Annotated in this window: 23 protein-coding genes; 14 read left to right on the top strand and 9 right to left on the bottom strand. The window is 34.8% G+C overall.

All coding sequences use genetic code 11. From position 1 onward, the window contains the following. Positions 1–247 precede the first annotated feature (247 nt). On the top strand, positions 248–763 hold the full coding sequence (locus K5V07_RS11990; RefSeq protein ID WP_144889132.1) for a hypothetical protein: 516 nt from the start codon (positions 248–250) through the stop codon (positions 761–763). Positions 764–841: 78 nt separating this feature from the next. On the opposite strand, the gene K5V07_RS11995 is transcribed toward K5V07_RS11990, so the two are convergent. After that, positions 842–2371 (bottom strand): DUF4394 domain-containing protein, encoded by a 1530-nt coding sequence (locus K5V07_RS11995; protein ID WP_221917653.1) that lies wholly within the window; start codon positions 2369–2371, stop codon positions 842–844. A gap of 439 nt (positions 2372–2810) precedes the next feature. Here K5V07_RS11995 and K5V07_RS12000 point away from each other — a divergent pair, with 439 nt between their 5' ends. Next, a complete protein-coding gene (locus K5V07_RS12000) occupies positions 2811–3278 on the top strand; it encodes a hypothetical protein (RefSeq protein ID WP_221917654.1) in 468 nt (155 codons plus the stop codon). A gap of 87 nt (positions 3279–3365) precedes the next feature. Here the strand turns inward: K5V07_RS12000 and hemL are convergent, their stop codons facing one another. The 4 genes from hemL to K5V07_RS12020 are packed head-to-tail and all read right to left on the bottom strand — an operon-like array spanning position 3366 to position 8428. Then, positions 3366–4652, bottom strand: a complete 1287-nt coding sequence (gene hemL, locus K5V07_RS12005) for a glutamate-1-semialdehyde 2,1-aminomutase (RefSeq protein ID WP_221917655.1) — start codon at positions 4650–4652, stop codon at positions 3366–3368. A gap of 28 nt (positions 4653–4680) precedes the next feature. Beyond that, on the bottom strand, positions 4681–5613 hold the full coding sequence (locus tag K5V07_RS12010; RefSeq protein ID WP_182651545.1) for a glucosaminidase domain-containing protein: 933 nt from the start codon (positions 5611–5613) through the stop codon (positions 4681–4683). Further along, positions 5606–6541: a 1-aminocyclopropane-1-carboxylate deaminase/D-cysteine desulfhydrase gene (locus tag K5V07_RS12015; RefSeq protein ID WP_221917656.1), complete on the bottom strand. Its 936-nt coding sequence runs from the start codon at positions 6539–6541 to the stop codon at positions 5606–5608. The genes K5V07_RS12010 and K5V07_RS12015 overlap by 8 nt, the downstream gene beginning before the upstream one ends. Positions 6542–6592: 51 nt before the next feature. Beyond that, a complete protein-coding gene (locus K5V07_RS12020; protein WP_221917657.1) occupies positions 6593–8428 on the bottom strand; it encodes a T9SS type A sorting domain-containing protein in 1836 nt (611 codons plus the stop codon). A 744-nt stretch (positions 8429–9172) separates the two neighbouring features. Between K5V07_RS12020 and K5V07_RS12025 the strand changes: the two genes are divergently transcribed. The 6 genes from K5V07_RS12025 to K5V07_RS12050 all read left to right on the top strand — a co-directional run bounded on the left by K5V07_RS12025 (position 9173) and on the right by K5V07_RS12050 (position 15763). After that, a complete protein-coding gene (locus K5V07_RS12025) occupies positions 9173–9346 on the top strand; it encodes a DUF5522 domain-containing protein (RefSeq protein ID WP_220485246.1) in 174 nt (57 codons plus the stop codon). 215 nt (positions 9347–9561) lie between these two features. Continuing rightward, positions 9562–11538 (top strand): urocanate hydratase, encoded by a 1977-nt coding sequence (locus tag K5V07_RS12030; protein WP_221918184.1) that lies wholly within the window; start codon positions 9562–9564, stop codon positions 11536–11538. A gap of 66 nt (positions 11539–11604) precedes the next feature. Continuing rightward, the gene (locus K5V07_RS12035; protein ID WP_221917658.1) at positions 11605–12141 is read left to right on the top strand and encodes a DUF4136 domain-containing protein; all 537 of its coding nucleotides are present in this window, start codon (positions 11605–11607) and stop codon (positions 12139–12141) included. A 57-nt stretch (positions 12142–12198) separates the two neighbouring features. Further along, on the top strand, positions 12199–12600 hold the full coding sequence (locus K5V07_RS12040) for a group III truncated hemoglobin (RefSeq protein ID WP_221917659.1): 402 nt from the start codon (positions 12199–12201) through the stop codon (positions 12598–12600). Positions 12601–12649: 49 nt separating this feature from the next. Further along, entirely contained in the window at positions 12650–13783 is a 1134-nt protein-coding gene (locus K5V07_RS12045) for an esterase-like activity of phytase family protein (RefSeq protein WP_221917660.1), read from the top strand. Between the two features lie 222 nt (positions 13784–14005). Further along, on the top strand, positions 14006–15763 hold the full coding sequence (locus K5V07_RS12050) for an aromatic amino acid hydroxylase (protein ID WP_221917661.1): 1758 nt from the start codon (positions 14006–14008) through the stop codon (positions 15761–15763). A 73-nt stretch (positions 15764–15836) separates the two neighbouring features. Here the strand turns inward: K5V07_RS12050 and K5V07_RS12055 are convergent, their stop codons facing one another. The 4 genes from K5V07_RS12055 to alaS form a co-directional block, all read right to left on the bottom strand. Beyond that, on the bottom strand, positions 15837–16457 hold the full coding sequence (locus K5V07_RS12055; RefSeq protein ID WP_182651553.1) for a DUF4230 domain-containing protein: 621 nt from the start codon (positions 16455–16457) through the stop codon (positions 15837–15839). Positions 16458–16459: 2 nt separating this feature from the next. Beyond that, the gene (locus tag K5V07_RS12060; protein WP_221917662.1) at positions 16460–17416 is read right to left on the bottom strand and encodes a GSCFA domain-containing protein; all 957 of its coding nucleotides are present in this window, start codon (positions 17414–17416) and stop codon (positions 16460–16462) included. A gap of 135 nt (positions 17417–17551) precedes the next feature. Beyond that, positions 17552–18331 carry a hypothetical protein gene (locus tag K5V07_RS12065; protein WP_221917663.1) on the bottom strand — a complete coding sequence of 260 codons (780 nt, stop codon included), beginning with the start codon at positions 18329–18331 and terminating at the stop codon, positions 17552–17554. Between the two features lie 219 nt (positions 18332–18550). Further along, entirely contained in the window at positions 18551–21187 is a 2637-nt protein-coding gene (alaS, locus tag K5V07_RS12070; RefSeq protein WP_221917664.1) for an alanine--tRNA ligase, read from the bottom strand. A gap of 316 nt (positions 21188–21503) precedes the next feature. Here alaS and K5V07_RS12075 point away from each other — a divergent pair, with 316 nt between their 5' ends. The 6 genes from K5V07_RS12075 (at position 21504) to K5V07_RS12100 (ending at position 26091) form a co-directional block, all read left to right on the top strand. Beyond that, positions 21504–22481: a M23 family metallopeptidase gene (locus K5V07_RS12075; RefSeq protein WP_086454139.1), complete on the top strand. Its 978-nt coding sequence runs from the start codon at positions 21504–21506 to the stop codon at positions 22479–22481. A gap of 111 nt (positions 22482–22592) precedes the next feature. Next, positions 22593–22925 (top strand): MerR family transcriptional regulator, encoded by a 333-nt coding sequence (locus tag K5V07_RS12080; protein ID WP_086454138.1) that lies wholly within the window; start codon positions 22593–22595, stop codon positions 22923–22925. Positions 22926–22988: 63 nt separating this feature from the next. Next, positions 22989–23576 carry a LemA family protein gene (locus K5V07_RS12085; RefSeq protein ID WP_086454137.1) on the top strand — a complete coding sequence of 196 codons (588 nt, stop codon included), beginning with the start codon at positions 22989–22991 and terminating at the stop codon, positions 23574–23576. A 92-nt stretch (positions 23577–23668) separates the two neighbouring features. Continuing rightward, on the top strand, positions 23669–24106 hold the full coding sequence (locus K5V07_RS12090) for a TPM domain-containing protein (protein WP_144889153.1): 438 nt from the start codon (positions 23669–23671) through the stop codon (positions 24104–24106). Continuing rightward, a complete protein-coding gene (locus tag K5V07_RS12095; RefSeq protein ID WP_221917665.1) occupies positions 24106–24915 on the top strand; it encodes a YgcG family protein in 810 nt (269 codons plus the stop codon). The genes K5V07_RS12090 and K5V07_RS12095 overlap by 1 nt, the downstream gene beginning before the upstream one ends. Before the next feature lie 174 nt (positions 24916–25089). Then, entirely contained in the window at positions 25090–26091 is a 1002-nt protein-coding gene (locus K5V07_RS12100) for a hypothetical protein (RefSeq protein WP_221917666.1), read from the top strand. The last annotated feature ends 155 nt before the right edge of the window (positions 26092–26246 follow it).

Here is a 26246-nt window from a genome sequence, read left to right on the forward strand (position 1 = left end):
AAAACCGTTTAAAAACTGATAAATATCATGCTTTCAATGCTATAAACAGCATTTATTTTGTGCTTTTTAGAAAAAGAAAAACAACATCAACTATACATTTTGTTAGTTCAAGTAAAACGTGTAACAGATGCATTAAAAACACTTGCAGTTAGCTGACGTATTTTTCGAAGCAGACACGAAAGTTAAATCTGTCTTAAAAATCATACGTAAATAAGTTTAATTTCTACTTTTACTGGAAAAAATAGATATGAAAAAAATTACAACAACATTATTTGCATTATGCGCATTTGCATTTGCAAATGGACAAGCAAAAGACGGTCAGCTCTTAAAAGGAAAGTGGCTTATTGAAGCCAATACAGGTTTTGGTAACAACGTAGGTTCTACAGCTTTATATTTTAGCAATACTAATGGTGTAAACGCCTTTAACATTGGCGCTGAAGGTGGCTATTTTATAAAAGACAACCTAGCTTTAAAGTTAGGATTGGGTTATGGAGAAATAGATGGTGTAGGTGAACCAATTGCCTACAAAGTTGGTGCTAAATATTATATCAAAGGCATGATTCCTGTTGAACTTTCGTATAATGGCATCGGTTTTGGTCAAGCTGATTTAAATCCTACGTATTTAGGAACTCAAATTGGTTATGCTGTATTTTTAGGAAAAAATGTGAGTATTGAACCTGGAGTACGATATAATTTTGCAACACACAAGCAGTTTTATGACAATACGTTCCAGTTAAACATTGGTTTTGCATTGCATTTTTAAAATAAAAAGTAATCAAAAAAACAAGCCGACTCCCTGCAAGGAGTCGGCTTACTAATTCAAAACAAAACTAACTAAATATTAAAAACCTAAACCTACAGCCATTGCAGTAGCTTGAACATTTACATCTGTGATTTTTGTGGCAGCTCCTGTAGTAAGATTGATGCTGTATACAGAGGTAACGTTATTTACTTTAAGCAATGCAAATGCTGTTGCACTATTTCCTCCAATATCAAATCCACTATCAGCATCTACATTAATTCCTAAACTTCCTATGGATACAAGAGTTCCGTTATTAGGTGGATCTTGACGGAAAAGAGTATCTGTTTGTGAGTCTATTACAAATAAAACCGTTGTTGTTGCACCTGCTACATTATTTGTGTAAGCACCCGCAGTAACAGCTGGAGTTCCAGGATTTAAATTTCCATCAACTGCTGCAACCGTTCCTAAATCTGGATGTAAACGTAAATTTTGACCTGTATTACTTACTAAACGTATTCTATCAACAGTAGGATTAAAATCAAAACCAAAAGCAGTTCCTATTAACGCAGTTCCAAATGTAGAACCTACAACAGTTAAGGCACCGTTTGCTGTATTCACTGTAAAAAGTCTACTTTGATTTGATACAGCATACAATCCACCATTTGCAGGTCTAAAATCAAGTCCTACGATAGATTCATTTGTTGCTAAACCTGTTAGAGCAACTGAATTATTAGTACCAGTTGTTGGGTTAAAACGAAACAACATATTAGTACTTGTAGTAGCATAAGCAATAGGATTTGTTTTAAAAGCAATACTTACAATTTGCTCAGCAAACTTCCCTACGTTAGCTGCTTTTCCCGTTGTTAAATCAATAGTAAATAAAGAAGATACATTATTATTGTTGATTACTGCTAAAGCGGAAGAATTATCAGGTAAAATGTCCATATCACCCACGCCTTCAAAGTTTATTCCTAGATCACCTACAAATTGTAATCCACCATCATTAGGAGGATTTTGTAAATATAATTTATCCTGCTCAAAATCAACATCATACAACATGGTTGTTGTAGCGCCCGCCATACTGTTAGTGTATGCAATGGCGCCAATTTTCGGGCTGACACCACCATTAATAACTCCATCTGTAGCAACAACAGTTCCTAACTCTGGGTGTAATCTTAAATTTTGACCAGAATCTGTAACCAATCTAATTCTATCAACAGTAGGATTAAAATTAATTGATGCATTAGCAGATGCAATTACAGGCGCAAAAGAAGTAACCCCCAGTGCTGTTGCTACTCCACTTTTTTCATTGATAAAATACAAGCGACTTGACGAACCTAATCCGTACAATTGTCCCGTTGCTGGTCTATAATCAATACTCACAATTCTTTCAGATGTTGGTAATCCAACAATAGGTACTGTAGCAATTGGCGCTCTCAATGTACTTGCGTTATATGTAATAATAGTGTTATTACTTGCCAAAGCTGTAAAATTTACATCAGGCGCAACTGCTTCTACAGGTCTATCAGAATTATTTGAATCATCATCATTACATGAAATTGCTGTTAGAGATAAAATTGCTGCTCCTAGTAAGGAAGCAAAACCTAAATTAAGTTGTTTCTTTTTCATCGTTTTATATATTTAGTTATTCAGTTATGCATTTATGTACGACAAGAAGTTTAATTTGGTTTTCTTGATCTAAAAATTATTATAAATTACTGTAAATGAACATCAGCTTGATTTTTTTCTTGGACTAAAACATAACAATCATTATAATAATATTTAAGAGTTATAGTAGAATAAAACCTTCAGAAACGCTTTATAATTAATAGAGAAATGTTTAATTAACATTAATCGTTTTTTGTTTGTGTATTTTATGTAAAATAAATTGAATGACTCTGTAATTATTCTAAAAAACAACTTTCAAACAACAAGTTAAATCATAAAAAAAATAAAATTGAAAGAAAAAAATTCCTTTAATCAATTCACTTACCGCTAAACTTTTGTTAAAGACTAAACTTTTTTGTTTTGCATTTGTCTTATAACTATACATCTTAAAACTAAAAAAATGAAAAAATTATTGATTGTATTGGTTTTGGCTTTTGGAATAACAAGTCAAGCACAAGAAAGAAAAACAAAAACTGACAGCGCTAAAATGGAACGCATGAGTGCCGAACAAAAGAGAGTCTTACAGGTCAAGAAAATGACTCTTGAACTAGATCTCAATGCATCGCAACAAAAAGAAATTAGTTCACTTCTTGCAGAACAGAGCACTAAACGTGAAGCGATGCTTGCTGATAGAAAAGCAAACAAAACAGCAGAAAAAAAACAACTGACATCTGATGAGCGTTTTGAGCTTAAAAACCAAATGTTAGACAATCAAATTGTGATGAAAGAACGAATGAAAAAAATTCTTTCGAACGAGCAGTTTAAAAAATGGGATGCTTCAAGAACAGAAAGACACCAACGAGATGCTAAAAGACTAGCGTATCAGCATGGCAAAAAAGCAAATAGAATGGAGTCTCACAGAAAATAAATGATTATTTTATAAAAAATACCCCCGAATAGTATCTAACTTTTTGGGGGCATTTTTATGTAAATATTTTTTACGTCAATCCTTTTTTTAAAAAGTTTTAGACACTTTATCGATGGCTTGAATGGTAAAATCTAGATCTTCATACGTAAGCGCATCAGTTATAAACCAAGTTTCATACGCAGAAGGCGCTATGTAAATTCCTTCTTGGAGTAAGCCATGAAAGAATTTCTTAAAGGTTTCATTGTCTCCTTTTGCAGCTGTTTGAAAATCTACCACTGCGTTTTCATCAAAATGCACTGAAATCATAGATCCAATGGTATTTATTGTAAACACCACGTTGTTATTGCGCAAAACTCTATCTATTCCTGCTGCTAAGTAAGCTGTTTTGTCTTTTAATCGATTAAACACGTCTCTATCTGCATCTAAGGCTTGTAACATGGCTAATCCTGCGGCCATAGCCAATGGATTTCCAGACAAAGTTCCGGCTTGGTAAACAGGACCTAATGGCGCAAGATAATTCATAATTTCTGCACGTGCTGCAAAGGCACCTACAGGTAAACCTCCGCCAATAACTTTTCCAAAACAAACAATATCTGAAGTAACCCCAACAAGCTCTTGAACTCCGCCTGCTGCAAGTCTAAAACCGGTCATAACCTCATCAAAAATAAGTAGGATTCCATTATCTGTACACAATTGGCGTAAGCCCTCTAAAAAACCTTCTTTAGGTGGAATACAACCCATATTCCCCGCCACAGGTTCAACAATTATGGCTGCAATTTCATTAGGATTTGCTGTAATTAATTCCACAACATTATCTAAATCATTGTATCGCGCAAGCAAGGTATCCTTAGCCGTTCCAGCGGTAACACCAGGGCTATTAGGAGAACCAAATGTAATAGCGCCACTTCCTGCTTGGATCAAAAAAGAATCCGAATGTCCGTGGTAACAACCCGCAAATTTGATGATTTTATCTCTTTTAGTATAACCTCGCGCTAGTCTGATAGCACTCATACAAGCTTCTGTTCCTGAATTTACAAAACGAATTTTGTCAATATTAGGTACCATTTTTATGGCCAAAGCAGCTATTTGGGTTTCAAGCTCAGTTGGCATCCCAAAAGAGGTTCCTAATTTTGCTCTTTCAATTACAGCTTCAACGACTGGCTCATACGCATGGCCTAAAACCATTGGTCCCCATGAATTGATGTAATCTATTAGTTTATTTCCATCTTCATCATACAGGTATGCACCTTTGGCACTTTTTACAAAAATAGGTGTACCACCTACTGCTTTAAAGGCACGAACAGGAGAATTGACACCTCCAGGAATTACTTTTTCTGCATCAGCAAAAAGCTGACTACTTCTTTTATATAACATCTAATGAATACTAATTATGTGTTTATACTTATTTTACAATTAACCGCTGACCAATAGCGAGTGCATTATCAGTGAGGTTATTTTTTTGTTTTAAATCCTCAACTTGTAAGGCAAATTTCTTCGCAATAGAATATAAAGTATCTCCTTTTTGAACTTCATAACTATCAGAATTCCAAGCTACTGAATTTTTATTAGAAATATTTAATTCATCGGTGATTTCCTTAATTTTAATATTTGAATTGATCCCTAAAACCAAATCATCATATTGATGCAAATTATATCTTTCTATATATGAAATTAATTTATCAGGATATTTAGGATCAGTGGCGTAACCTGCAGCTCTTAAACCTTTGGCCCAAGCCTTGTAATCGCCTTTTTGATTTTCGAATAATTTAGCATACCTGTTTCTACTAGTTAAAAACAACGCATGATCTCTAAAAGACTCTGATGGATTTTCATATTTTCTAAAACATTCCTGAGAGGCATCATCATCATGATTGACTGATTCTCCAGTCCAACCAACATGGCATTTTATCCCGAAGTGATTGTTAGCACTCAAGGCCAAATCACCGTTTCCTGCCCCAGATTCAAGGATTCCTTGTGCCAAAATAATACTCGCCGGAATGCCATAGTTTCTCATGTTTCCCATAGCAATATCCTTGAATTTTGAAACGTATAACACAATGACATCACTGGTCACAACCGTTTTAGAGGTAGAAACTATGACTTCTTTTGGTACATTATGTACTGTTGCTTTTGATTTTTGAGATACCGCAACGCTTGGTTTTGTTGGCACTTTGGCAACAGTCTTTTTAGCTGGTTTATAGGTTTCGGGTTTTCCCTTTACAACAGTTGGAACACTTGCTCTTGGCGTGTTTTTTTTAGTTACAATAACGGGTTTAGTCGTATTACAACTTGCTAATACTAGCACTACAAGCAAGACTATATATTTTTTAAACATGTATATCAATAGTTGGTAATTGTTTGTTTTTTAACTTGATATTCATGCCTTGAATACCTTGTAAACCTCCTGTATGGATCATTAAAATTTTCGAATTTTCGGGAAAATAATTTTTCTCCATCAAATCAAGAACACCATAAACCATTTTACCGGTGTAAATGGGATCTAGTGGGATTTGAAAATCAACATTAAATTGATTTATAAATTGAACTAAAGTATCATTTACCTTGCCATACCCCCCAAAATGATACTCCGTATTTAATTCCCAAGCATTATTATTTACAAAATTACGAATTTCCTCTTTCATAAAATCACCTTTTAAAGCAGGAAAGCCTAAAACTTTTTGATGAGGCAAAATACTGTTTATAATACCTGAAATTGTCCCCCCTGTTCCAACGGAGCAACAGATATAATCAAAATAACTATCCTCCTCATTTAGTATTTCCTCACACCCTTGTATGGCTAATGAATTTGTTCCGCCCTCTGGAATCAAATAAAAAGCACCCCATTTTTCGGTCCATTTCGCTAGATTTTCTGGTTCATTCTTATGCTGATAATCTGATCTTGAAACAAACTCAAATTCCATTCCGCATTTCTTTGCAAACGTTAATGTGGGATTTAAAACCGTTTGGTTCTCTAATTCATCCCCTCGAATAATACCAATAGTTTTAAAACCATTTTCATAACCTGCATATGCTACTGCGGCAATATGATTTGAAAATGCACCGCCAAAAGTGAGCAACTGCTTTTCTTGCAATTTCTTAGCTTCAAGAATATTATATTTTAACTTCCTGAATTTATTTCCTGAAACAAATGGATGTAACAAATCCTCTCTTTTGATGTATAATTCAATGGAGTTGGAGAACAGTTTCGCTACTTTTTGATTCAAAATATTTGATTTTAATACAAAGGTAAAACTAAAATGCATAAAAAAATGCAACCTTCTCAGATTGCATTTAGATTTTGTATGCTATTGAAATTAATTTTTGATAATTATTTTTTTGCCGAAATTTTTATTGTCTTTTGTAGTCAACTTCACAATATAAATACCATCTCCATAACTGGCTGTTGAAAAAGTTAAAGTTGCTTGATCACCCAAATCATCTTGGACAAAAATCAATTTTCCTGCCACATCATAGATTCCGCAAGATGCTAATTCTATTGAGTTTGGATTGCTTATTGTTAAGCTTTTTGAAGGATTGTTTTGGTAGACCATAAAGTCCTCTTTTGCGTTAGAATCTACTCCTAATGTTTTGTTGTCTTTAAAAGTAATCTCAAATTGTGTATTATTTTTTCCAGCCGGCAACACCATTTCATGAAAACTATTTTTGATATCATGATAGGTATCTTTGATTTTGTCGTGCAAATAAACGGCATTAACAGTAGGAACATTAACAATCTCTGAAACTGTTATTTTAAAATTAGCTTGTTTAGTGTTTTTAAATCCAATTGGAATTTTTTTATCTAGATCAAAGTTTACTGCATTAATTACATATTCAGAATCTTGCAAAACAAAATAAACATCGGCAGGAGCACTATCGCTTGATGACATTGCATCCATGGCACGATCTACTCCATCTGTTGCTTGAGGAATAAATGCAAGTGCTAACTGTCGAACCCCTTGGTTATTCATTAAGGTATTTAATCTTATTTGTGGTGTAAGCTCCGTACTTACCGTTTTATAATCAAATCCAGAAACAGATTGAATTTTAGACAAAAACTCAAAATCTGGATTCGTCTTTTTCTTTCCAGAAGTTTTTTCAAATTGAGAATTGTTTGCTACCCCTTCTTTTACAAAAACTCTATAACTGTTTTTCATTTCTACAGTTCCATTTACTCTTCCATTAATCATAAAACCTTGTCCAATAGGTGAAAAACGTCTTTGAAAAATAGTCCCCAAACCAGTTATACCACCACTATTTCCTGATCCATCATAGGAATAAAAAGTAGCTGGCACATAAACGCCGCTGCTACCTAATGTTCCAGGAGAAAAAGTACCATAACCTCCCTTATAATCCGTAATATAATGGGAATTTACGGTTTTGTCTTGTTCCCAAAAATAAGCAATACCTGAACAATTTGTTTGTTCAAGCAAGAATGCAGAAAGATCAATCGCAGATGGATATGGATTACCTGTGAGAGTGAACTGCGACAAGCCAACGGATATTTGTATTGTACCATCATTAGGTTTTCCTCTAAAATCATAACGTTGCTTACTTCCAGGGTTGTTTTGAACTCCATTTACAGTTATCGCATTTGTCCCCGAAGTGCCTTTCATTGTAAATCCTTCACCCGCATTTATAGTTGCTGCAGAACCTACTGCCAACCAACTCGCATAACTAGATGAACCTATTAATTTATTAATCCAAAAAGGGGCAATTCCAAGCGGACTTGCAGTTCCATTATAGCTATTTGAGGCTAATATATTAGGCTCGTTAAACCCAATAATACTAGTGACGTCCTTCAATTGACTTATACCAAAAGGGGAATTTCCTGTAGTAGCAGCAGCCCCACCTACCGGCGAACACCAATAATTATACTGAAAATTATTTGTGGAACCTTCTTGATATACAGATAAACTACCTAAACCACTGTTGCTTGTGTTGGTTGTAGTGCCTTGTAAAAGTTGCGCACTATCTCTCAAATAAAAATTACTTGTAGCAGCTTTGAGTTCTAATTGCTCTTTTATAAAAACCAACTCATTTGTAGCAAATACATAACTATTTGGACTCACATACATTTGTGCCTTACTTTCATTTTGAAAAAAAATGAATAGAAAAAAGAAAGCTCCTTTTTGAAGTATTGATGTGTTCATAAGCTTTTAAATTAGAAAGTATTAATTTTTTATATAAAAGCAGCTTTGCTAAATAGTTTTAAAATGTAGGTTCTAAAAATTCAAAAACAAAAGCATAAAACTGTTTTTCATTACCTAAATTTACAAAAAAAATAAAATACAAACAGACAAAAAAGCCGATAAAAAGTATAAATAATCGATGAAATACACTTTTTTAGTTTTAAAATATGTTTTTTCTTTCAAAAAATAAATAGACATAAATACTAAAAATACTACCATTTTAGTTCTCATCTTAAAACAATAACGAAATGACGGAGGTATAAAAACGTATACTATCTAAAAATAAATTTTAAAAAATTAAAGAAAGTACGTTTTTTTAAGAAGTTTAAATCTTGTTCATGCGTATAACATTCCCGCTCAAAGGAAATGTTTTTGTAAGCGAGATAACTATTTTTATAATGTAACAATCGTATACAATACTCTAAAAGGTACCAAATAAAAAAAGGGAGAATTAGCAACTCGATTTGTTGCCTGATATGTATGCGTTCATGATTTAGTAAAATTGGATTTTCTTTATCTTTCTTGAATTTTACTATTACAAAAGGAAAAATCGTTAATCCACGATATCCTTTTGGAATTAAATATTTGGACACAATCAAAAACATTAGCACTAAAATTTATAAATTTGTAGTCATACAAAACCTTAAAAAAAGAACATTTTGTGGAATTGTAAAATTATATTCTCCAAAGTAGTATCAAAAAATAATGAGCCAAAGTAATGAAAATAAATTGATAGAAGGGGAAGATTTCTATTACACACCAGAAGGATATAAATGTTTTACCGAGAAACACCACCTTAAAAGAGGTTATTGTTGTAAAAACAACTGTAGACATTGTCCTTACGGATTTGATAAAAAAACAGGAACCAATAAAAAATAATCACATTTTAGAATCTAAATAACAAACAATATTAGAGTGCTGGTTTAAAAAAACACATACATAAAATGGATATTTGTTCACAGAAATATAGAATCAAAATTCACAAATCCTACCATAGGTCGGATATTCGTTATCCTTAGTTGTTTGATTTTTTACAAGAAGTAAGTGCTTCTTTAACAAAACACTACATGAAAAATAACGAAATAAAATTAAAAATGACTTTTCAAGAACAAATAGTACAAGGAATTCCTTCGGTTTTACCAAATCCAAAACCGTATGACACCGAAATAAATCATGCTCCAAAACGAAAAGAAATCCTTTCGGATGATGAAAAAAAATTAGCACTAAAAAACGCTTTGCGCTATTTTGAGCCGAAACATCATGCAGAATTACTTCCTGAATTCAAAGCCGAATTAGAAACATACGGAAGAATTTATATGTATCGCCTACGTCCTGATTATAAAATCTATGCGCGACCAATTCATGAATATCCGGGAAAATGCGAACAAGCAAAAGCCATCATGTTGATGATTCAAAATAATTTGGATTATGCCGTAGCGCAGCATCCGCATGAATTAATTACGTATGGCGGAAATGGAGCAGTATTTTCAAACTGGGCTCAATATTTATTGACCATGAAATATTTGGCAGAAATGACCGAAGAGCAAACGTTAGCCATGTATTCTGGTCATCCCATGGGATTATTCCCTTCTCATAAAGAAGCGCCAAGAGTAGTTGTTACTAACGGAATGGTTATTCCAAATTATTCCAAACCGGATGATTGGGAAAAAATGAATGCTTTGGGCGTTTCTCAATACGGACAAATGACTGCCGGAAGTTACATGTACATCGGTCCACAAGGAATTGTCCACGGAACTACCATCACAGTTTTAAATGGTTTTAGAAAAATTAAGAAATCGCCAAAAGGCGGATTATTCGTTACTTCTGGGCTTGGCGGAATGTCTGGTGCACAACCAAAAGCAGGAAATATTGCTGGTTGCGTAACTGTTTGTGCCGAAGTAAACCCAAAAATTACACACATTCGTCATTCGCAAGGTTGGATCAATGAAGTGATTGAAAATATCGAAGAATTAGTTCCAAGAGTTAAAAAAGCTTTAGAAAAACAAGAAGTAGTTTCCATTGCTTATCTCGGAAATGTGGTTGATGTTTGGGAACGTTTCGATAAAGAAGAGCTGCATATTGATCTCGGTTCCGATCAAACTTCATTACACAATCCTTGGGCTGGAGGTTATTACCCAACTGGATATACTTTTGAAGAGTCGAATGAATTAATGGCAACTCATCCTGACAAATTTAAAGAAGAAGTTCAAAGGACATTGCGTCGTCATGCTGATGCAATCAATAAACATACAGCAAAAGGCACCTATTTCTTTGATTATGGAAATGCCTTTTTACTGGAAGCCTCTCGTGCTGGAGCCGATGTTTTTGCAGAAAATCACATCGATTTTAAATACAACAGCTACGTTCAAGATATTATGGGACCAATGTGTTTCGACTACGGGTTTGGACCATTCCGATGGGTTTGTGCCTCAGGAAATCCAGAGGATCTAGCCAAAACTGATAAAATTGCTTGCGATGTATTGGAAGAAATGATGACAAACTCTCCAGAAGAAATCCAGCAACAAATGGCGGATAATATTCAATGGATTAAAGGCGCGCAAGAAAATCAATTGGTTGTTGGCTCACAAGCCAGAATTCTATATGCGGATGCCGAAGGTCGAATTAAAATCGCCGAAGCCTTCAATCAAGCTATTGCTCGAGGAGAAATTGGATATATCATTTTAGGACGCGATCATCACGATGTTTCTGGAACCGATTCACCCTACAGAGAAACATCCAATATTTACGACGGCTCAAGATTCACTGCTGATATGGCAATCCAAAACGTAATTGGCGATAGCTTTCGCGGTGCTACATGGGTTTCTATTCACAATGGTGGCGGTGTCGGTTGGGGCGAGGTAATTAACGGTGGTTTTGGTATGGTTCTTGATGGTACAAAAGAAGCATCAAAACGCTTAGAATCAATGCTTTTCTGGGATGTAAACAACGGAATTTCGAGAAGAAGTTGGGCAAGAAACGAAGGGGCTATTTTTGCAATAAAAAGAGCCATGGAAACGCAACCTTTATTGAAAGTCACCATCCCTAATGTAGTTGACGAAGATTTATTATAGTTTCAGGTTTCAAGTCTAACTTTTCAAACCTGAAGCCTCAAACTTGAAACACTAAAATAAAACATTATGAAAACAATAAAATTTATTCCTGTACTATTACTCTTTGTATTTGCTTCCTGCAGTTCAGTTAGAGTGTACTCTGATTTTGATAAAAAAGTAGATTTCACTCCGTACAAAACGTATGCGTTTCATAAAAATGGAATCGACAAAGTTGAAATTTCACAATTAGACAAGAAAAGAATCCTAAACGCTATAGATCGTGAATTGAGTGCAAAAGGCATGACCAAAAGCGAAGATCCAGATTTGTTAGTCAACATTTTTACCAAAGAAAGAGAACGAGTTGATGTCAATCAATTCAACTCTGGATGGGGTTACGGCTGGGGTTGGGGTTGGAGTCCTTTTATGTGGGGAGGACAAAATACAATTGCTAGTACTTCAACTGAGGGGACACTTTTTATCGACTTAATTGATGCTAAAAAGAAAGAACTCATTTGGCAAGGTGAAGGTGTTGGGAATTTAACTCAAAACCGAAGAGACAAAGAAGATCGAATCAACGAATTTGTTACTAAAATTTTAGAACAATTTCCGCCAAAAGAAAAATAGACATTACTACAATCAAACATAAAGCCTACCTTTGCGTAGGCTTTTTTTATAGAAATTATGATACCACAAAACGATATTGCTACCTTAGACGATATTAAACTCTTAGTCAATACCTTTTATGCTCAAGTGCAAAAAGACGAAATAATAGGCCCTATTTTTAACGAAAAAATAGGCAACCGTTGGCCTGAACATTTAGAAAAAATGTACGGATTTTGGGAAACTATTTTGCTGGAAGTTCACTCTTATTCTGGAAGTCCTTTTCCGCCTCACAAGCAGCTCCCTATTGGTAAAGATCATTTTAACCGTTGGATGGAACTATTTACACAAACTACCGATCAATTATTCCAAGGACCGCTTGCAGATGAAGCCAAATACAGAGCAAAAGCCATGGCTGATATGTTTCATTACAAAATTGACTATTTCCGTAACGCCGAAACAAATCAAGCCAATCCATCGTAACGTTATTAGCTGCAGCTATCTTATTTTTATCTAGTACACTATCAATTCTATGCGCAAATTATTTTTTTTAGTTGTTCTTCCTGTATTTCTTTTCTCTTGTGCCAATGTAAAACAAAGCGCTGAACACAGTCACGTCCCAAAAATAAAGTTATTAAACACTATTGAAGTTCCGTTTGATGCCCAATTTCAAAATACAAAAATCGGTGGCTTATCTGGTATTGATTATGATCAAAAAAAAGAGTTGTATTACATCATTTCCGATGATCGATCGATTTTTAATGAGGCTCGTTATTACACTGCCACCATAGCTTTGGAAAATAACCTTCTGAAAAATGTTATATTTCAAAGCATGAGTACTTTAAAAAATGAAACCGGAAAAGTATATGGCAGCTGGAACACTGCACCAAACACCTCAACAGATCCAGAAGACATCCGATTTAATCCAAAAACAAACACTTTGGTATGGAGCAGCGAAGGAGCTCGAGTGATAACCGCAGATAAGGAAGTTTTGCAAAATCCTGCCTTGAACTTCATGACTTTAAAAGGTGATTTTCTAGGAGATGTAACATTCCCAGAAAATCTAAAAATGCAAAAAATAGAAAAAGGGCCAAGAAACAATGGAACTTTAGAAGGCATTACTTTTGATAAAAACTTCAAAAACATTTACACCAATATTGAGGAACCGCTATTTGAGGATGGTAACCAAGCCACAACCAGCAAAGGAGGTTTGATACGTTTGTACCAGTTTAATGCCAAAACCGGAAAAAATACGGCTCAATACGGCTATCTTTTAGACCCTATTGCCCGCGAACCCAATCCGAGTGGTGCTTTTGCTGTCAATGGAATTTCGGCAATTCAGTATTACAGTAAAAATAAACTACTTATCGTGGAACGTTCCTACTCCACGGGAACCCAAGAATGCTCCGTAAAAGTTTTTGTGTGTGATCTAAAAAAAGCAACTAACGTTAAAAATAACACCTCCTTACTGAACCAAAACATACAATTGGGATCTAAAAAACTGGTTCTAAACATGGATGATTTGGATATTTTTATTGATAATATCGAAGGAATTACGTTTGGCCCCAGGCTGGCTAACGGCAATCGATCTTTAATCTTGGTTTCAGACAATAATTTTGCGGAAAAACAGAAAACACAGTTCTTTTTGTTTGAGGTGATGGAGTAGGAAATCCGACAATATCTTATCATTTGCAAATCCCCTAGCCCCGATTGCAATGGAAAGCTTTTTGAAAAAGCAGTTTTGATTTTTCTTGTTTATAAAAAGCGACCGCAGGAAGCTCTTTTATAAACTTTAGAAAAACAAACGGGTTTGCAAAAACTTGCAATGAAAAGCGGGAATTAGCTCCTGAATTTCGTATTTTTGCATAAAAACTACAACGTTTTCGACATGAACACAACTATAGAAAGCAATCCGTTATTAGACCGATTGCCAAAACATTTACAACAATTTATTAAACCTCAGGATTATAGCGACTATACACCTATAAACCAAGCGGTTTGGCGTTATGTGATGCGCAAAAACGTGGATTATTTATCCAAAGTGGCGCATAGTTCCTACCTAGAAGGATTGAAAAAAACAGGTATTGAGATAGACAATATCCCGAGTATGTATGGCATGAACCGCATTCTGACCGAAATAGGCTGGGCTGCAGTTGCAGTTGATGGTTTTATTCCGCCCAATGCTTTCATGGAATTTCAAGCCTATAATGTACTTGTAATTGCATCGGATATTCGCCAACTCGAACATATTGAATACACTCCTGCACCAGATATTATTCACGAAGGTGCTGGTCATGCACCGATTATTGCTAATCCAGAATATGCGGAATACCTTCGTCGTTTTGGAGAAATAGGTTGCAAAGCAATTTCTTCTCACAAGGATTACGAAATGTACGAAGCTATCCGACTGCTTTCAATCGTAAAAGAAGCCGAAGGTACGCCACAAGCTACGATTGATGCTGCCGAAAAAGCAGTTGAAGATTTGCAAAATAACATGGGCGAACTCTCAGAAATGGCCCAAATACGCAACTTACACTGGTGGACGGTTGAGTACGGATTGATTGGTACGGTTGAAAATCCTAAAATATATGGTGCTGGTTTGCTTTCCTCAATAGGCGAGAGTGCGCATTGTATGACTCAGGAAGTGAAGAAAATACCTTATGATATTTCTGCAGCCAACCAGAGTTTTGACATTACTAAACTGCAACCACAGTTGTATGTTACACCTACATTTGCCTATTTAAATTTAGTTTTAGAAGAGTTTGCTAATAAAATGGCGTTGCGTACCGGTGGATTATCAGGTATTAACAAGTTAATTGATTCGAATGCCTTAGGAACGATCGAATTGAGTACTGGATTGCAAATTTCAGGAGTTTTCAGCTCAGTTATGGAGCATGAAGGCAAACCCATTTACATTCAAACTACTGGAAAAACGGCGCTAGCGTACAGAGAAAAAGAATTAGTAGGTCATGGAACCTTGACACATGCTGAAGGTTTTGGTAGCCCAATAGGCAAACTACAAGGCATCAACCTTGCTATTGAGGATATGAGTCCAAAAGACTTGAACGCTTATGACATACTCGAATCAAAAACGGTTACACTAGAGTTTGAGGGCGGTATAACGGTTAAAGGTGAAATTATTACAGGCTCCAGAAACTTACAAGGTGAAATTACTTTGATTCGTTTTAAAAATTGCACGGTAACGCATGGTGAAACGGTTTTATTCCAGCCAGAATGGGGCGTTTATGATATGGCGGTGGGCAAGAAAGTAACTTCGGCTTTTTCTGGCCCTGCTGATGTAAATAGCTTTGATTTGATTTCGCATTTGCCATCGAGCACTACTATAAAAGCAAAACATACCGCTGAGCGTGATGATTTAGAAATTTTATATCAAACGGTTCGAAATATCAGAGAAACAAATGATAAAGAAACGTCTTTGAGACCCATTTTTGAAAAAATACAAAGCAATCATCCTAACGATTGGTTGCTTGCGGTAGAACTTACAGAACTGCTAAAAGACAGAAACGAACCTCAATTATTACAAGAAGTTTTGGTGTTTTTAGATCAAATGAAACTAAAAAGACCCGAAGTATCTCATTTAGTTACTGGAGGTTTGGACTTGATTTTTGATAAAGCGAAAGCTTAAAAGCAATAAACCTTAGATTCGCAGATTTTAATTACTTCTAAAAAATCTGTGAATCTGCGGTTATTTTTTCGTTTTACAGTTTTATTTTTTGACCAAATTCTTTTTCGGTTGTGATCACCTGTCCCTCGTATTTTAAGGTCCAGCCCAATTGACTTGTTGTTATTAATAGTTTAGACAATTCGCTGATCAATCGGTTTTGAGCATTTGTTTTTAAACTTGATTTCTCAATTTTCTTAGCCAGATTTGCTTTAACAGATTTGTTTATTTTATTGTAATCATCGCCAGTAAACGGATTCAACTTACTTTGTTCTACATCATAAAACTGAATATCTGGACTGATTTTGATTTCTTCTTTGGGAATACTCACAATTGTAATTGTCTTATTAATAGAATCAATGTCGTACTTCATAAGATGTAAATCATAGGCCACAGTAACATCAGCATTTACAACAACTAAGGCTTTTTTCTCAAAAGAAAGCATGTCCATTAAATATTTCTGTTGGTTTTTATAGGTGATCACTTCAGAGAAATGCCCTTCAGTAACAACCAACTTGCCCACGTTAAGAATTTGCTGCTGAATGAGATTGGTATTATAGGTAATATCTTGATCCTCATTTTTCTTAAAATCGCAATATTTAAACAATAAAAAGACACCAATAATGATTCCGATTCCGATAAGTATTCTTTTGAGCATAATTAAAATTTCATGAATGAATATTGATTTTCTAAGATAGTTATTTTTTCCTTAAGTCTTGTCTCAAATTTAATATGACTTTCAGAGTTGGGGTTGAATGGCTTGTGAGCAAGACTTTTTTGGATCGCTTCTACGTCATCCATCAGAGTGTGAGCCGTTTCAGAAATGGTAGTTTCTTTAAAGCGTTGCCAAATATAATCGACAGCTAAAGTATTAGGATGCAGCATATCATCAGCATAAAACCGATAATCTCGCAGTTCGTCCATCATGATCTCATACGAAGGAAAGTAAGCCCCCTCCGCCCCCGAAGGGGGAACTTGCAAAACAGTATGCAAAGCAGAAACTATATTAGCTTTGCTCCTTTGGTTTTCAACAAAACCGTCTTTGATGTGTCTTACTGGTGAAACTGTGAAAATAAGCTTGCTTTCAGGGTTTAGAGAATGTATTAAACCTACTGTCTTGGTTATACTTTCTTGTATTGCTGCAACAGAAAGTAATTCTTTGTGAAACTGTTTTTGCGGTACCTTATGACAATTTGCCACGATGGCTTGGCTTTCTATATTGCGATACACCCATGAGGTTCCGTAGGTGATTATGATATGCGTTGATTCGATTATTTGTCGCTTTGTTGCTGTAACAATCTCATTCAAGTTATGGAGTAAATCGTCTTTATTAGCATGACTCCAATCTGAATGTACATCAAAACAATGCCAACGTTCGTTATGAAAAAATACATCTTCTTCTGTAAATTTCTTTTCGGAAACAGCAAAATATAGGAGTTTTTCAATTGCCAAAGGATGAAACAAAATCCCAAACGGATTGCAGCTGTTTTGAAATTTAAAAAGATCCAGTTTTTCGGCCATGTTTACAGCAAAACAAGAACCTATTGACATGATTTTAGAATTGTAATCAATAGGATAATTACTGGTAGGAATGGGAATTTCGGTTCTGAATTGCATGGAATTGTATTTGCAACAAATTTCAACAATTTTAGCGAATTAAATGAGATTTTGTTCTTTATTCCTAATTCATGACAATAAAAAAACCCTTTCAAAATTTAAACTTTGAAAGGGTTGTATTTGAGAAATTTTATCTTAATAAAAATATTCTATTTTCAAATACCCCACGAATCCACTAGCTAAAGGCGTAGATTCAGAAACTCGTTCTTTAGGATAACTCTCTAAATCATAGGTAAATGCATTTTTATATGTTGTAACAGAGGATGTAATTTGACCGTTTATTGAAGTGCTCGTAATTACTGTACTGATAACATTATTATTGATAGAAATTTTATCATTTTGATTTAATAATTCTTTGAACCCTGCAATATTAAATAATGGATTTCTTTTATTGTCATAATCAAAACTAATGCTATACTTAGATTCCTCTCCCGCTAGAGAATTGTCATAAATACGCTCTTCTTTAGTTAAATTATCATTGGTAAAATGTAACGTTCCGTGATATTCTTTAACCTCAACATTTCCTGTACCTAGGGTAAATTTTTCAAAGGAAACTGTTTTATCTGCATTATGGGTATACTTTATTTTGTAATTTCCTATAGATAAAACGCTCACTAATTCCCCTTTAAGATAGTTGTATTCAATAGTTTCAAGAAGTTGGTTCGTTTTATTAAGTTTAACCATTTTAGAAATCAAACCATCGGTGTATGTAAAGTCTGTGCGTTCCTGAGTGCCATCAATACTAACTATCTGGCTCCCATTATAAACATATACATACGTTTGCGTATTTCCTCTTGCTGTTGTTTCTATTACTTTTTGAAGCAATTTAAAACTATCGTCAGTATCATTTGCACAAGAAACAAATGTTAAAATAATAAAAGACAAGAAAAAACGAAACACTTTTTTATTTTTCATAAATACTCAATTCAATCTTTTTATTTTCGGAACAAAGTTAAATATAAATAACTACATACCAATATAATACAAAAATTCAAGTTTGATTACTAAATTAAACTATAAAAAAAGGCTTTAAATAGTATTCATTTCACAATTAAAACAACTGTATTTCTGTAAAAAAACAAACCCTTTTCAAAACTATTCAAAAAGGGTTTGCGTATGAATTCTAATTTTTGTTTAACCTAAAAATGTTATTGCCTCGTCTAATGCTTGTTGGATTCCGTTTGCATTCTTTCCTTTTCCAGAAGCAAAAAACGGTTGTCCACCACCATTTCCATCAATTAACTTTCCTAATTCTCTAATTACAGTTCCTGCATTTAATGCTTTTTCTGCAACCAATTCTTTAGAAATATAGCAATGAATATTTGGCAAACCTTCTTCAATTGAAGCTAAAAACACAAATGAATTTGGTTTAGCTGTTCCAATGGCTTGTGCCAAATCTTTGGTCGAACTCATTGATAAATCAACTTGCTTTGCCAAAAAGTTAACACCGTTTACCTCATGAAAATCAGCGACTAAAACATTCTTTAATCCGTCGACTTTCTCTTTTAGTAATTGCTCAATTTGTTTTTTTAACTTCGTGTTATCGTCTTGCAATGAAGCTACCGATTTTAAAACATCTTGTGGATTTTTCAGCGTTTCTTTGATTTCCGCCAAAGTATTTTCTTGATTTTGATAGAAATTTTTCACTGCAACACCCGTAATGGCTTCAACTCTGCGAATTCCTGCTGCTACTGCACCTTCAGAAATGATTTTGAAATGCCAGATTTCAGCTGTATTTTTCACGTGAATTCCACCACAAAGTTCTTTGCTTTCGCCAAATTCTATCATTCGAACTGAATCCCCGTATTTTTCTCCAAACAAGGCCATTGCACCTTTGTCCAATGCTTCTTTAATTGGAATATTGCGGTGTTCTACCAATTGCAATTGAGCTTCAATCTGAGCGTTTACACTTGCTTCTACCTGACGCAATTCCTCATCTGAAACTTTAGAAAAATGCGAAAAGTCAAAACGCAAATAGTTTGGATTTACTAAGGATCCTTTTTGCTCTACGTGCGTTCCTAAAATACTTCTCAAAGCCAAATGCATCAAGTGCGTAGCCGAGTGATTCTTAGAAGTTGACGTTCTTAAATCCGTATTTACTTTTGCCGTAAAACCTGCTTCGATATTTTCTGGAAGCTGTTTTGCAAAATGTAATATTAAATTATTTTCTTTTTTTGTATCAATGATATCAATCGTTTCGTTAGCAGAAACTAGTGTTCCTTTATCACCTACTTGTCCTCCACCTTCTGGATAAAATGGTGTATTGTCTAAAACGATTTGATATAAAATTCCATCTTTTTTAGAATCTACTTTACGAATACGAGTAATTTTTACTTCGTTTTCTGTTTGATCATAACCCACAAAAGTTTCTACATTTCCAGGAATTAAAACCGACCAATCTTCGGTTGAAACTTCAGATGCAGCACGCGAACGCGCTTTTTGCTTTTGCAATTCAACTTCAAAATCTGTTTCGTTGTAAGTGTATCCTTTTTCTTTTAAAATCAAAGCAGTCAAATCTTTTGGAAAACCGAAGGTATCGTACAATTCAAAAACTTTTGCTCCTGAAACTTCATTTCCTGATGTTTCCGCGACCACTTTGTCTAGTAATTGCAATCCTTGGTCTAACGTTCGTAAAAACGAAGCTTCTTCCTCTCTAATTACATTGGTAACCAATTGTTGCTGTGCTTTAATCTCTGGGAAAAATTCTCCCATTTGATTTGCCAAAACGGCTACCAGTTTATTGATAAAAGGTTCTTTGGTATCCAAAAATGTAAATCCGTAACGAATTGCACGACGCAAAATTCTACGAATTACATAACCAGCACCTGTGTTTGATGGCAATTGTCCGTCAGCAATAGCAAATGCTACGGCACGCACGTGATCTACAATAACGCGAATAGCAATATTAGTTTTATTCTGTTCCTCTGAAATGTTTTTTACTTCATCAGATGTATATTTAAAACCTGTAATTTGTTCTACTTTCTCAATAAGTGGCGTGAAAACATCCGTGTCATAATTAGATGTTTTGCCTTGCAAAGCCATACACAAACGCTCAAATCCCATTCCGGTATCTACGTGCTGTGCTGGAAGTTTTTCAAGAGTTCCATCGGCTTTACGGTTGAACTCCATGAATACATTATTCCAGATTTCAACTACTTGTGGGTGGTCATTGTTTACAAGACTTTTTCCTGAAACCAAAGCTTTTTCAGCATCGGTACGCAAATCAACGTGTATTTCAGAGCATGGTCCACAAGGTCCTTGATCTCCCATTTCCCAGAAGTTGTCTTTCTTGTTTCCAAGGATGATTCGGTCTTCATCAATTAATGTTTTCCAGATATCCCAAGCTTCTTGATCAAAAGGAACATTATCTTCTGTACTTCCTTCAAAAACAGAAACGTATAAATTTTCTTTTGGGATTTTATAGACCTCTGTTAATAATTGCCAAGCCCAATTGATAGCTTCTTTTTTGAAATAATCACCAAATGACCAGTTTCCTAACATTTCAAACATGGTGTGGTGGTACGTATCAAAACCTACATCCTCGAGATCGTTATGTTTTCCTGATACGCGCAAGCATTTTTGAGTATCGGCTATTCGATTATTTTTTGGAGTTCCGTTTCCTAAAAAAAACTCTTTGAACTGAGCCATTCCAGAATTATTAAACATCAAGGTGGGATCATCCTTCAGGACAATAGGTGCTGATGGAACAATTAAATGCCCATTTGAGGCGAAAAATTCTAAAAATTGCTTGCGTACGTCTTGTGATGTCATTGATTTGATTTAAATATTTAAAGATTGCTAAGAATTGAATTTTTCAATCTTTTAATCTTTCACTCTTTTTTGCCCCAGATAGTAGTGTAAAGCTTTGCATTTTTGCCTACTATTTTTTCTAGAGCTAGCAGAGCGACCGTAGGAAGCTCCTGCTGGATCCAAAGAAAAAAAGAGGGCAAAAAGGTAAACTTGTAACGAATAGCTGGAACAGGCACCTAATTTATTTATTCTTAAAAAAAGACGGTAACAAATGAAACATTTCTTAAATTTGTTCGTCTAACCCATTATAGTGTGCAAAAATAGGGTATTTTAAAATATGTCGAAAGTAAAATATTATTACGATTCTGAAAATCTAGCCTACAGGAAAATAAAAACACAAAAAAGAAGAAAATTTGGTGTTATTATTCTGTTCATACTAGCTGCCGCGTTGTTTGGTTTTTTGAGTTTCATCGTTTTATTGAACACGCCTTTTTTTGAAACACCAAAAGACCGCTTGCAAGCCCGAGAGATTGAAAATTTAAAATTGAATTATGCCATTCTCAATAAAAAAATGGATCAGGTGAACGGTGCGCTTGACGCAATAGAAGAACGTGACAACAATGTTTATAGGGTGTATTTTAACAAAACTGCAATCCCAGACTCTATTAGGAAAGCTGGTTTTCAGGGTAAAAATAGATATGAATTGCTGGAAGGTTATAATAATTCACAATTAGTCATCAATACCACTAAAAGGATTGATGTTATGAGTAAACAATTAGCCATTCAATCAAAGTCACTAGACGAAATTTTAAAATTGGCCGAAGCTAAAAGTGAATTTTTGTCAGCTATTCCTGCCATTCAACCGGTACGAAATGAGAACTTAAAACACATGGCTTCTGGTTTTGGATACCGAACAGATCCTTTTACGAAAGCCCGTAAAATGCATGAAGGCATGGATTTTACAGCCAAAAGTGGAACGCCAATTTATGCTACTGGTGATGGTGTTGTGGCAAAAGCGGACAACACGGCATCAGGCTACGGAAATCATATTGTAATTCGGCACGGATTTGGATATGAAACTTTATACGCACACTTGAGCAAGTACAATACAAGAGCAGGACAGCGTGTAAAAAGAGGTGACATTATAGGTTACGTAGGAAGTACTGGCCGATCAGAAGCTCCGCATTTACATTATGAGGTGTTGAAAGATAAAAAGGTAGTAAACCCACTTAATTTCTATTACGGAAACATATCGGCGGTTGAATATGTAGCTATTTCACAATTAGCGAATCAAGAAAATCAGTCGCTGGATTAGAATAGTGAGATGTGAAATGTGAAATGTGAAATGTGAAAAGTGAGATGTGAAAGATGAAATTTCATTGGACAACAAAAATTAGAATTACAAAAAATTAGAAAATAGATAAAAATGCACATTGAACTTTCAAAAGACAAACGATACTATAGCATAGGCGAAGTAGCCAAAGCTTTTGATGTAAATGCATCACTCATTCGGTTTTGGGATAGTGAATTTGATATTTTGAAACCAAAGAAGAATGCAAAAGGCAATAGAATGTTTACGCCTGAGGATATAACCAATTTGCAATTGATTTATCACCTTGTCAAAGAAAGAGGATTTACACTAGAAGGTGCTAAGACCCATCTGAAAGAAGGCCAAAAGAAAACTTTGGATAAATTTGAAATTATTAGAAAACTAGAAGCAATACGAATGCAATTAACCAACATAAAAAACGAACTTTAAAACAAACCTCACCCGTGTGAGAAAAACTAAATAACTAAATTTTAAACACTAAATTAAACAAACATGAGAAGATTTTTGCCTTGGATTATAGTAGCAGTTGTAATTTTTGTAATGTACAGCTGGGTTAAAGGGATCAACAACACTGCCGTAACTTTAAATCAAGATGTAGAACAGTCTTGGGGTGATGTACAAACTGCTTATCAAAGAAGAAATGACCTTATAGGCAACTTAGTAAACACTGTAAAAGGAGCCGCCGATTTTGAAAAAAGCACATTGACTGCTGTAATTGAAGCGCGCTCTAAAGCAACTTCAGTAAAAATTGACCCAGCAAATATTACACCTGAGCAATTAGCTGAATTTAACAAAGCTCAAAGCGGAGTAAGTAGCTCTTTATCAAGATTATTAGTTTCTGTTGAGGCATATCCTGAATTGAAAGCTAATCAAAACTTCTTGAAATTACAAGATGAGTTAGCGAGTACTGAAAATCAAATTTTAACGGCAAGAACACGTTTTAATGAAGCTGTTAAGCCATACAACTCTCATATCAAAACATTCCCAAACAGTCTTTTTGCAGGTCTTTTTGGTTTTAAAGAGAAAACCTATTTTACTGCTGTTGAAGGAGCTGAAAAACCTGTTGAAGTAAAATTCTAAACCTTATTTTTTATTTTGAATAACGATTTTTGATTACTACTAGCAAACTAGTGGGATTGAAAATCGTTATTTTTCACTCAAAACTATTTCCGATGTCAAAAGTAGAAGATTTTTTAACCAAAGAAGAGGAACAAGAAATTGTAACAGCTATTTGTAATGCTGAAAAAAACACTTCGGGCGAGATTAGAGTTCATATCGAAAAAACCACCACTATGGATCATTTTGATCGTGCTATGGAAGTTTTTAACGAACTGAAAATGGATGCAACTGAACTCCAAAATGGTGTTTTGATCTATCTAGCGGTTGAAGATCGTAATTTTGTCATCTGCGGGGATAAAGGAATCAATGATGCTGTGAAAAGTGATTTTTGGGACAGTACCCGTGATGTAATGGTAGCGCACTTCAAACAAGGTAATTTTAAACAAGGACTTATTGATGGCATTACAAGTGCTGGGCAACAATTGCAACACTATTTTCCTTGGCAAGAAGGAGATACAAATGAATTATCAAACGAAATATCTAGAGGATAATGGTAGTACAAAAAAAGAATGCCTTGTTGTATCTAAAACTATTTGTCACTTTATTTTTCGCACAAATAAGCTTTGCACAATTTACAATTCCTGAAAAACCAACTTTTCAAACTTCAGTATATGATTACGCTAAGGTTTTAAGCGAAAGCGAAAAAGCACAGCTTGAGGAAAAATTAGTCAAATATGCGGACTCTACCACTACTCAAATTGTGGTCATTACCATTGAAAGCCTTAAGGGCGAAGACATAGGAATTCTTACTCCTAAATGGGGGCAAACTTGGGGAATTGGTGGTACTGCACAAAATGATAATGGTGTTCTTATTTTATTAGCTAAAGCAGAACGAAAAATATGGATCTCAGCAGGATACGGTCTTGAAGATCGATTGACAGCTGGAATTGGCGGTGAAATAACTCGAAACATCATTATTCCCGAATTTAAAGCCGGAAGTTATTACAATGGACTTGATAAAGGAACTGATGCACTTTTTGATGTTTTTAAGGGGAAATACAAAGGGAAACGCGTAGAGAAATCAAAAGAAAAAAAATTCCCCATTGTTCCCATTATTGTGATTATAGTAGTTATCATCGTACTAGCTTCCCGAAATAAAGGCGGTGGCAACTCTGGAAATCGCGGTGGTGGCTTTGGCCCTAGCCTTATGGATGTCATCATACTTAGCAGTCTTGGCCGTGGTGGCGGAGGCGGAGGCTTTGGTGGTGGTTCTTCTGGAGGAGGATTTGGCGGAGGCGGATTCGGTGGTGGATTTGGCGGAGGCGGTTTTTCTGGAGGAGGATCTGGAGGCGACTGGTAAAACACATACATTAATTAAAAGCTGCAAATGCAGCTTTTTTTTGTTTCTAAACAGCACTTTACGGTAGTTTATTACTGTTTAAAAGGCAATACCTCTGTTGAAAAATTAAATCACTTTTTAATTTATTTAGTAGTAATAATTTTATCTTTGACTAAAAAAACTAAATTTTAAATAATGAAAAAATTAAAATTATCGCATGGTATTGCAATCCTAATGTTGTGCATTGGATTTCAAGGTTACTCCCAATTTAGCGGTTGGAAAGAAAAAGTATTACAAGCAGGCGCTGCACTAGGAGCCAAAAAAATGGGACTTGATCAAATACTAAAAAAACCAGAATCTATTACAACTTCCTTTGAAGATGTAGATCAAACAGGATCAAAATTACCTGATTTACTGGTGGTCAAAAATGTACAACCTTTATATTTGTTACCAAAAGCTACTGAAGGCGGATTTGTATTGTGTGATGGCTTTTATGAAATGAGTGCCAAAAGTTATTGTTTAAAAGCAGGTACCTTTGCCCCTTCTCAAGGCGATGGGTACATGTACGCACCCACTCTAGGACCTAAGCAAGAAATTGTAACTACAATTTTAAAAAATGCCGAAAAACATCCTGAAATTCAGCAACACGATATACAAGAATTATTATGGGCTATAATTGCTAAATCCCGTTTTGCCGATTTCAGTGGACAACTAAAATTAACAGCTATCGCTCTTTTAAGTACAGCTGAATTAACGCACCTTGAAGGTGGTATGTTAGGCGTATTGCCTGCTAGCCTTATGAATCAAGCAAAATCAAAACTTCCTGAAGCGGTTCAAAATGTTTTTGAAGCCGAAAATAACATTCGACAAATGGTTGCTAATGGAAATTATACTTACGCCGAAATGGAAAAATACGCCATTATTGCGGGTATGGCACCTGTACGTACAGATATTCCAAGTGGGATTTGGACTTTACATCCTGATGGATACTACATTCGGTATTACCCGTCTGGTTACGCTATAACCAAAGTACAGATTTATGTTCCAAAAACACTATTAGCCACTGGAAAACGAATAGTTTATGATGCGACTAATGACATTGCCTGTCCGGCAAATGTAGGTTCACAACGACTAGCACAAACAAACGAACCGTTAAATCCAAATTACGCTATTAAGTTGAAAAGCAGCTGCAAATAAATTTGTGAAGTATCGTTAAATTAAAAAAGGATAAAGCTGCTTCAGGCTTCTTTATCCTTTTTTTAATTTAACGGTAAGCAATCTTATTAATGATAACAATCTTGAAGGTCTGAAAACTTCATCGTTTAAGTTGATTCGTTTAAAAAAACAAGTAT

This window comes from Flavobacterium sp. CHNK8 (genome assembly GCF_019774515.1).
GTDB classification, from domain to species: domain Bacteria; phylum Bacteroidota; class Bacteroidia; order Flavobacteriales; family Flavobacteriaceae; genus Flavobacterium; species Flavobacterium tiangeerense.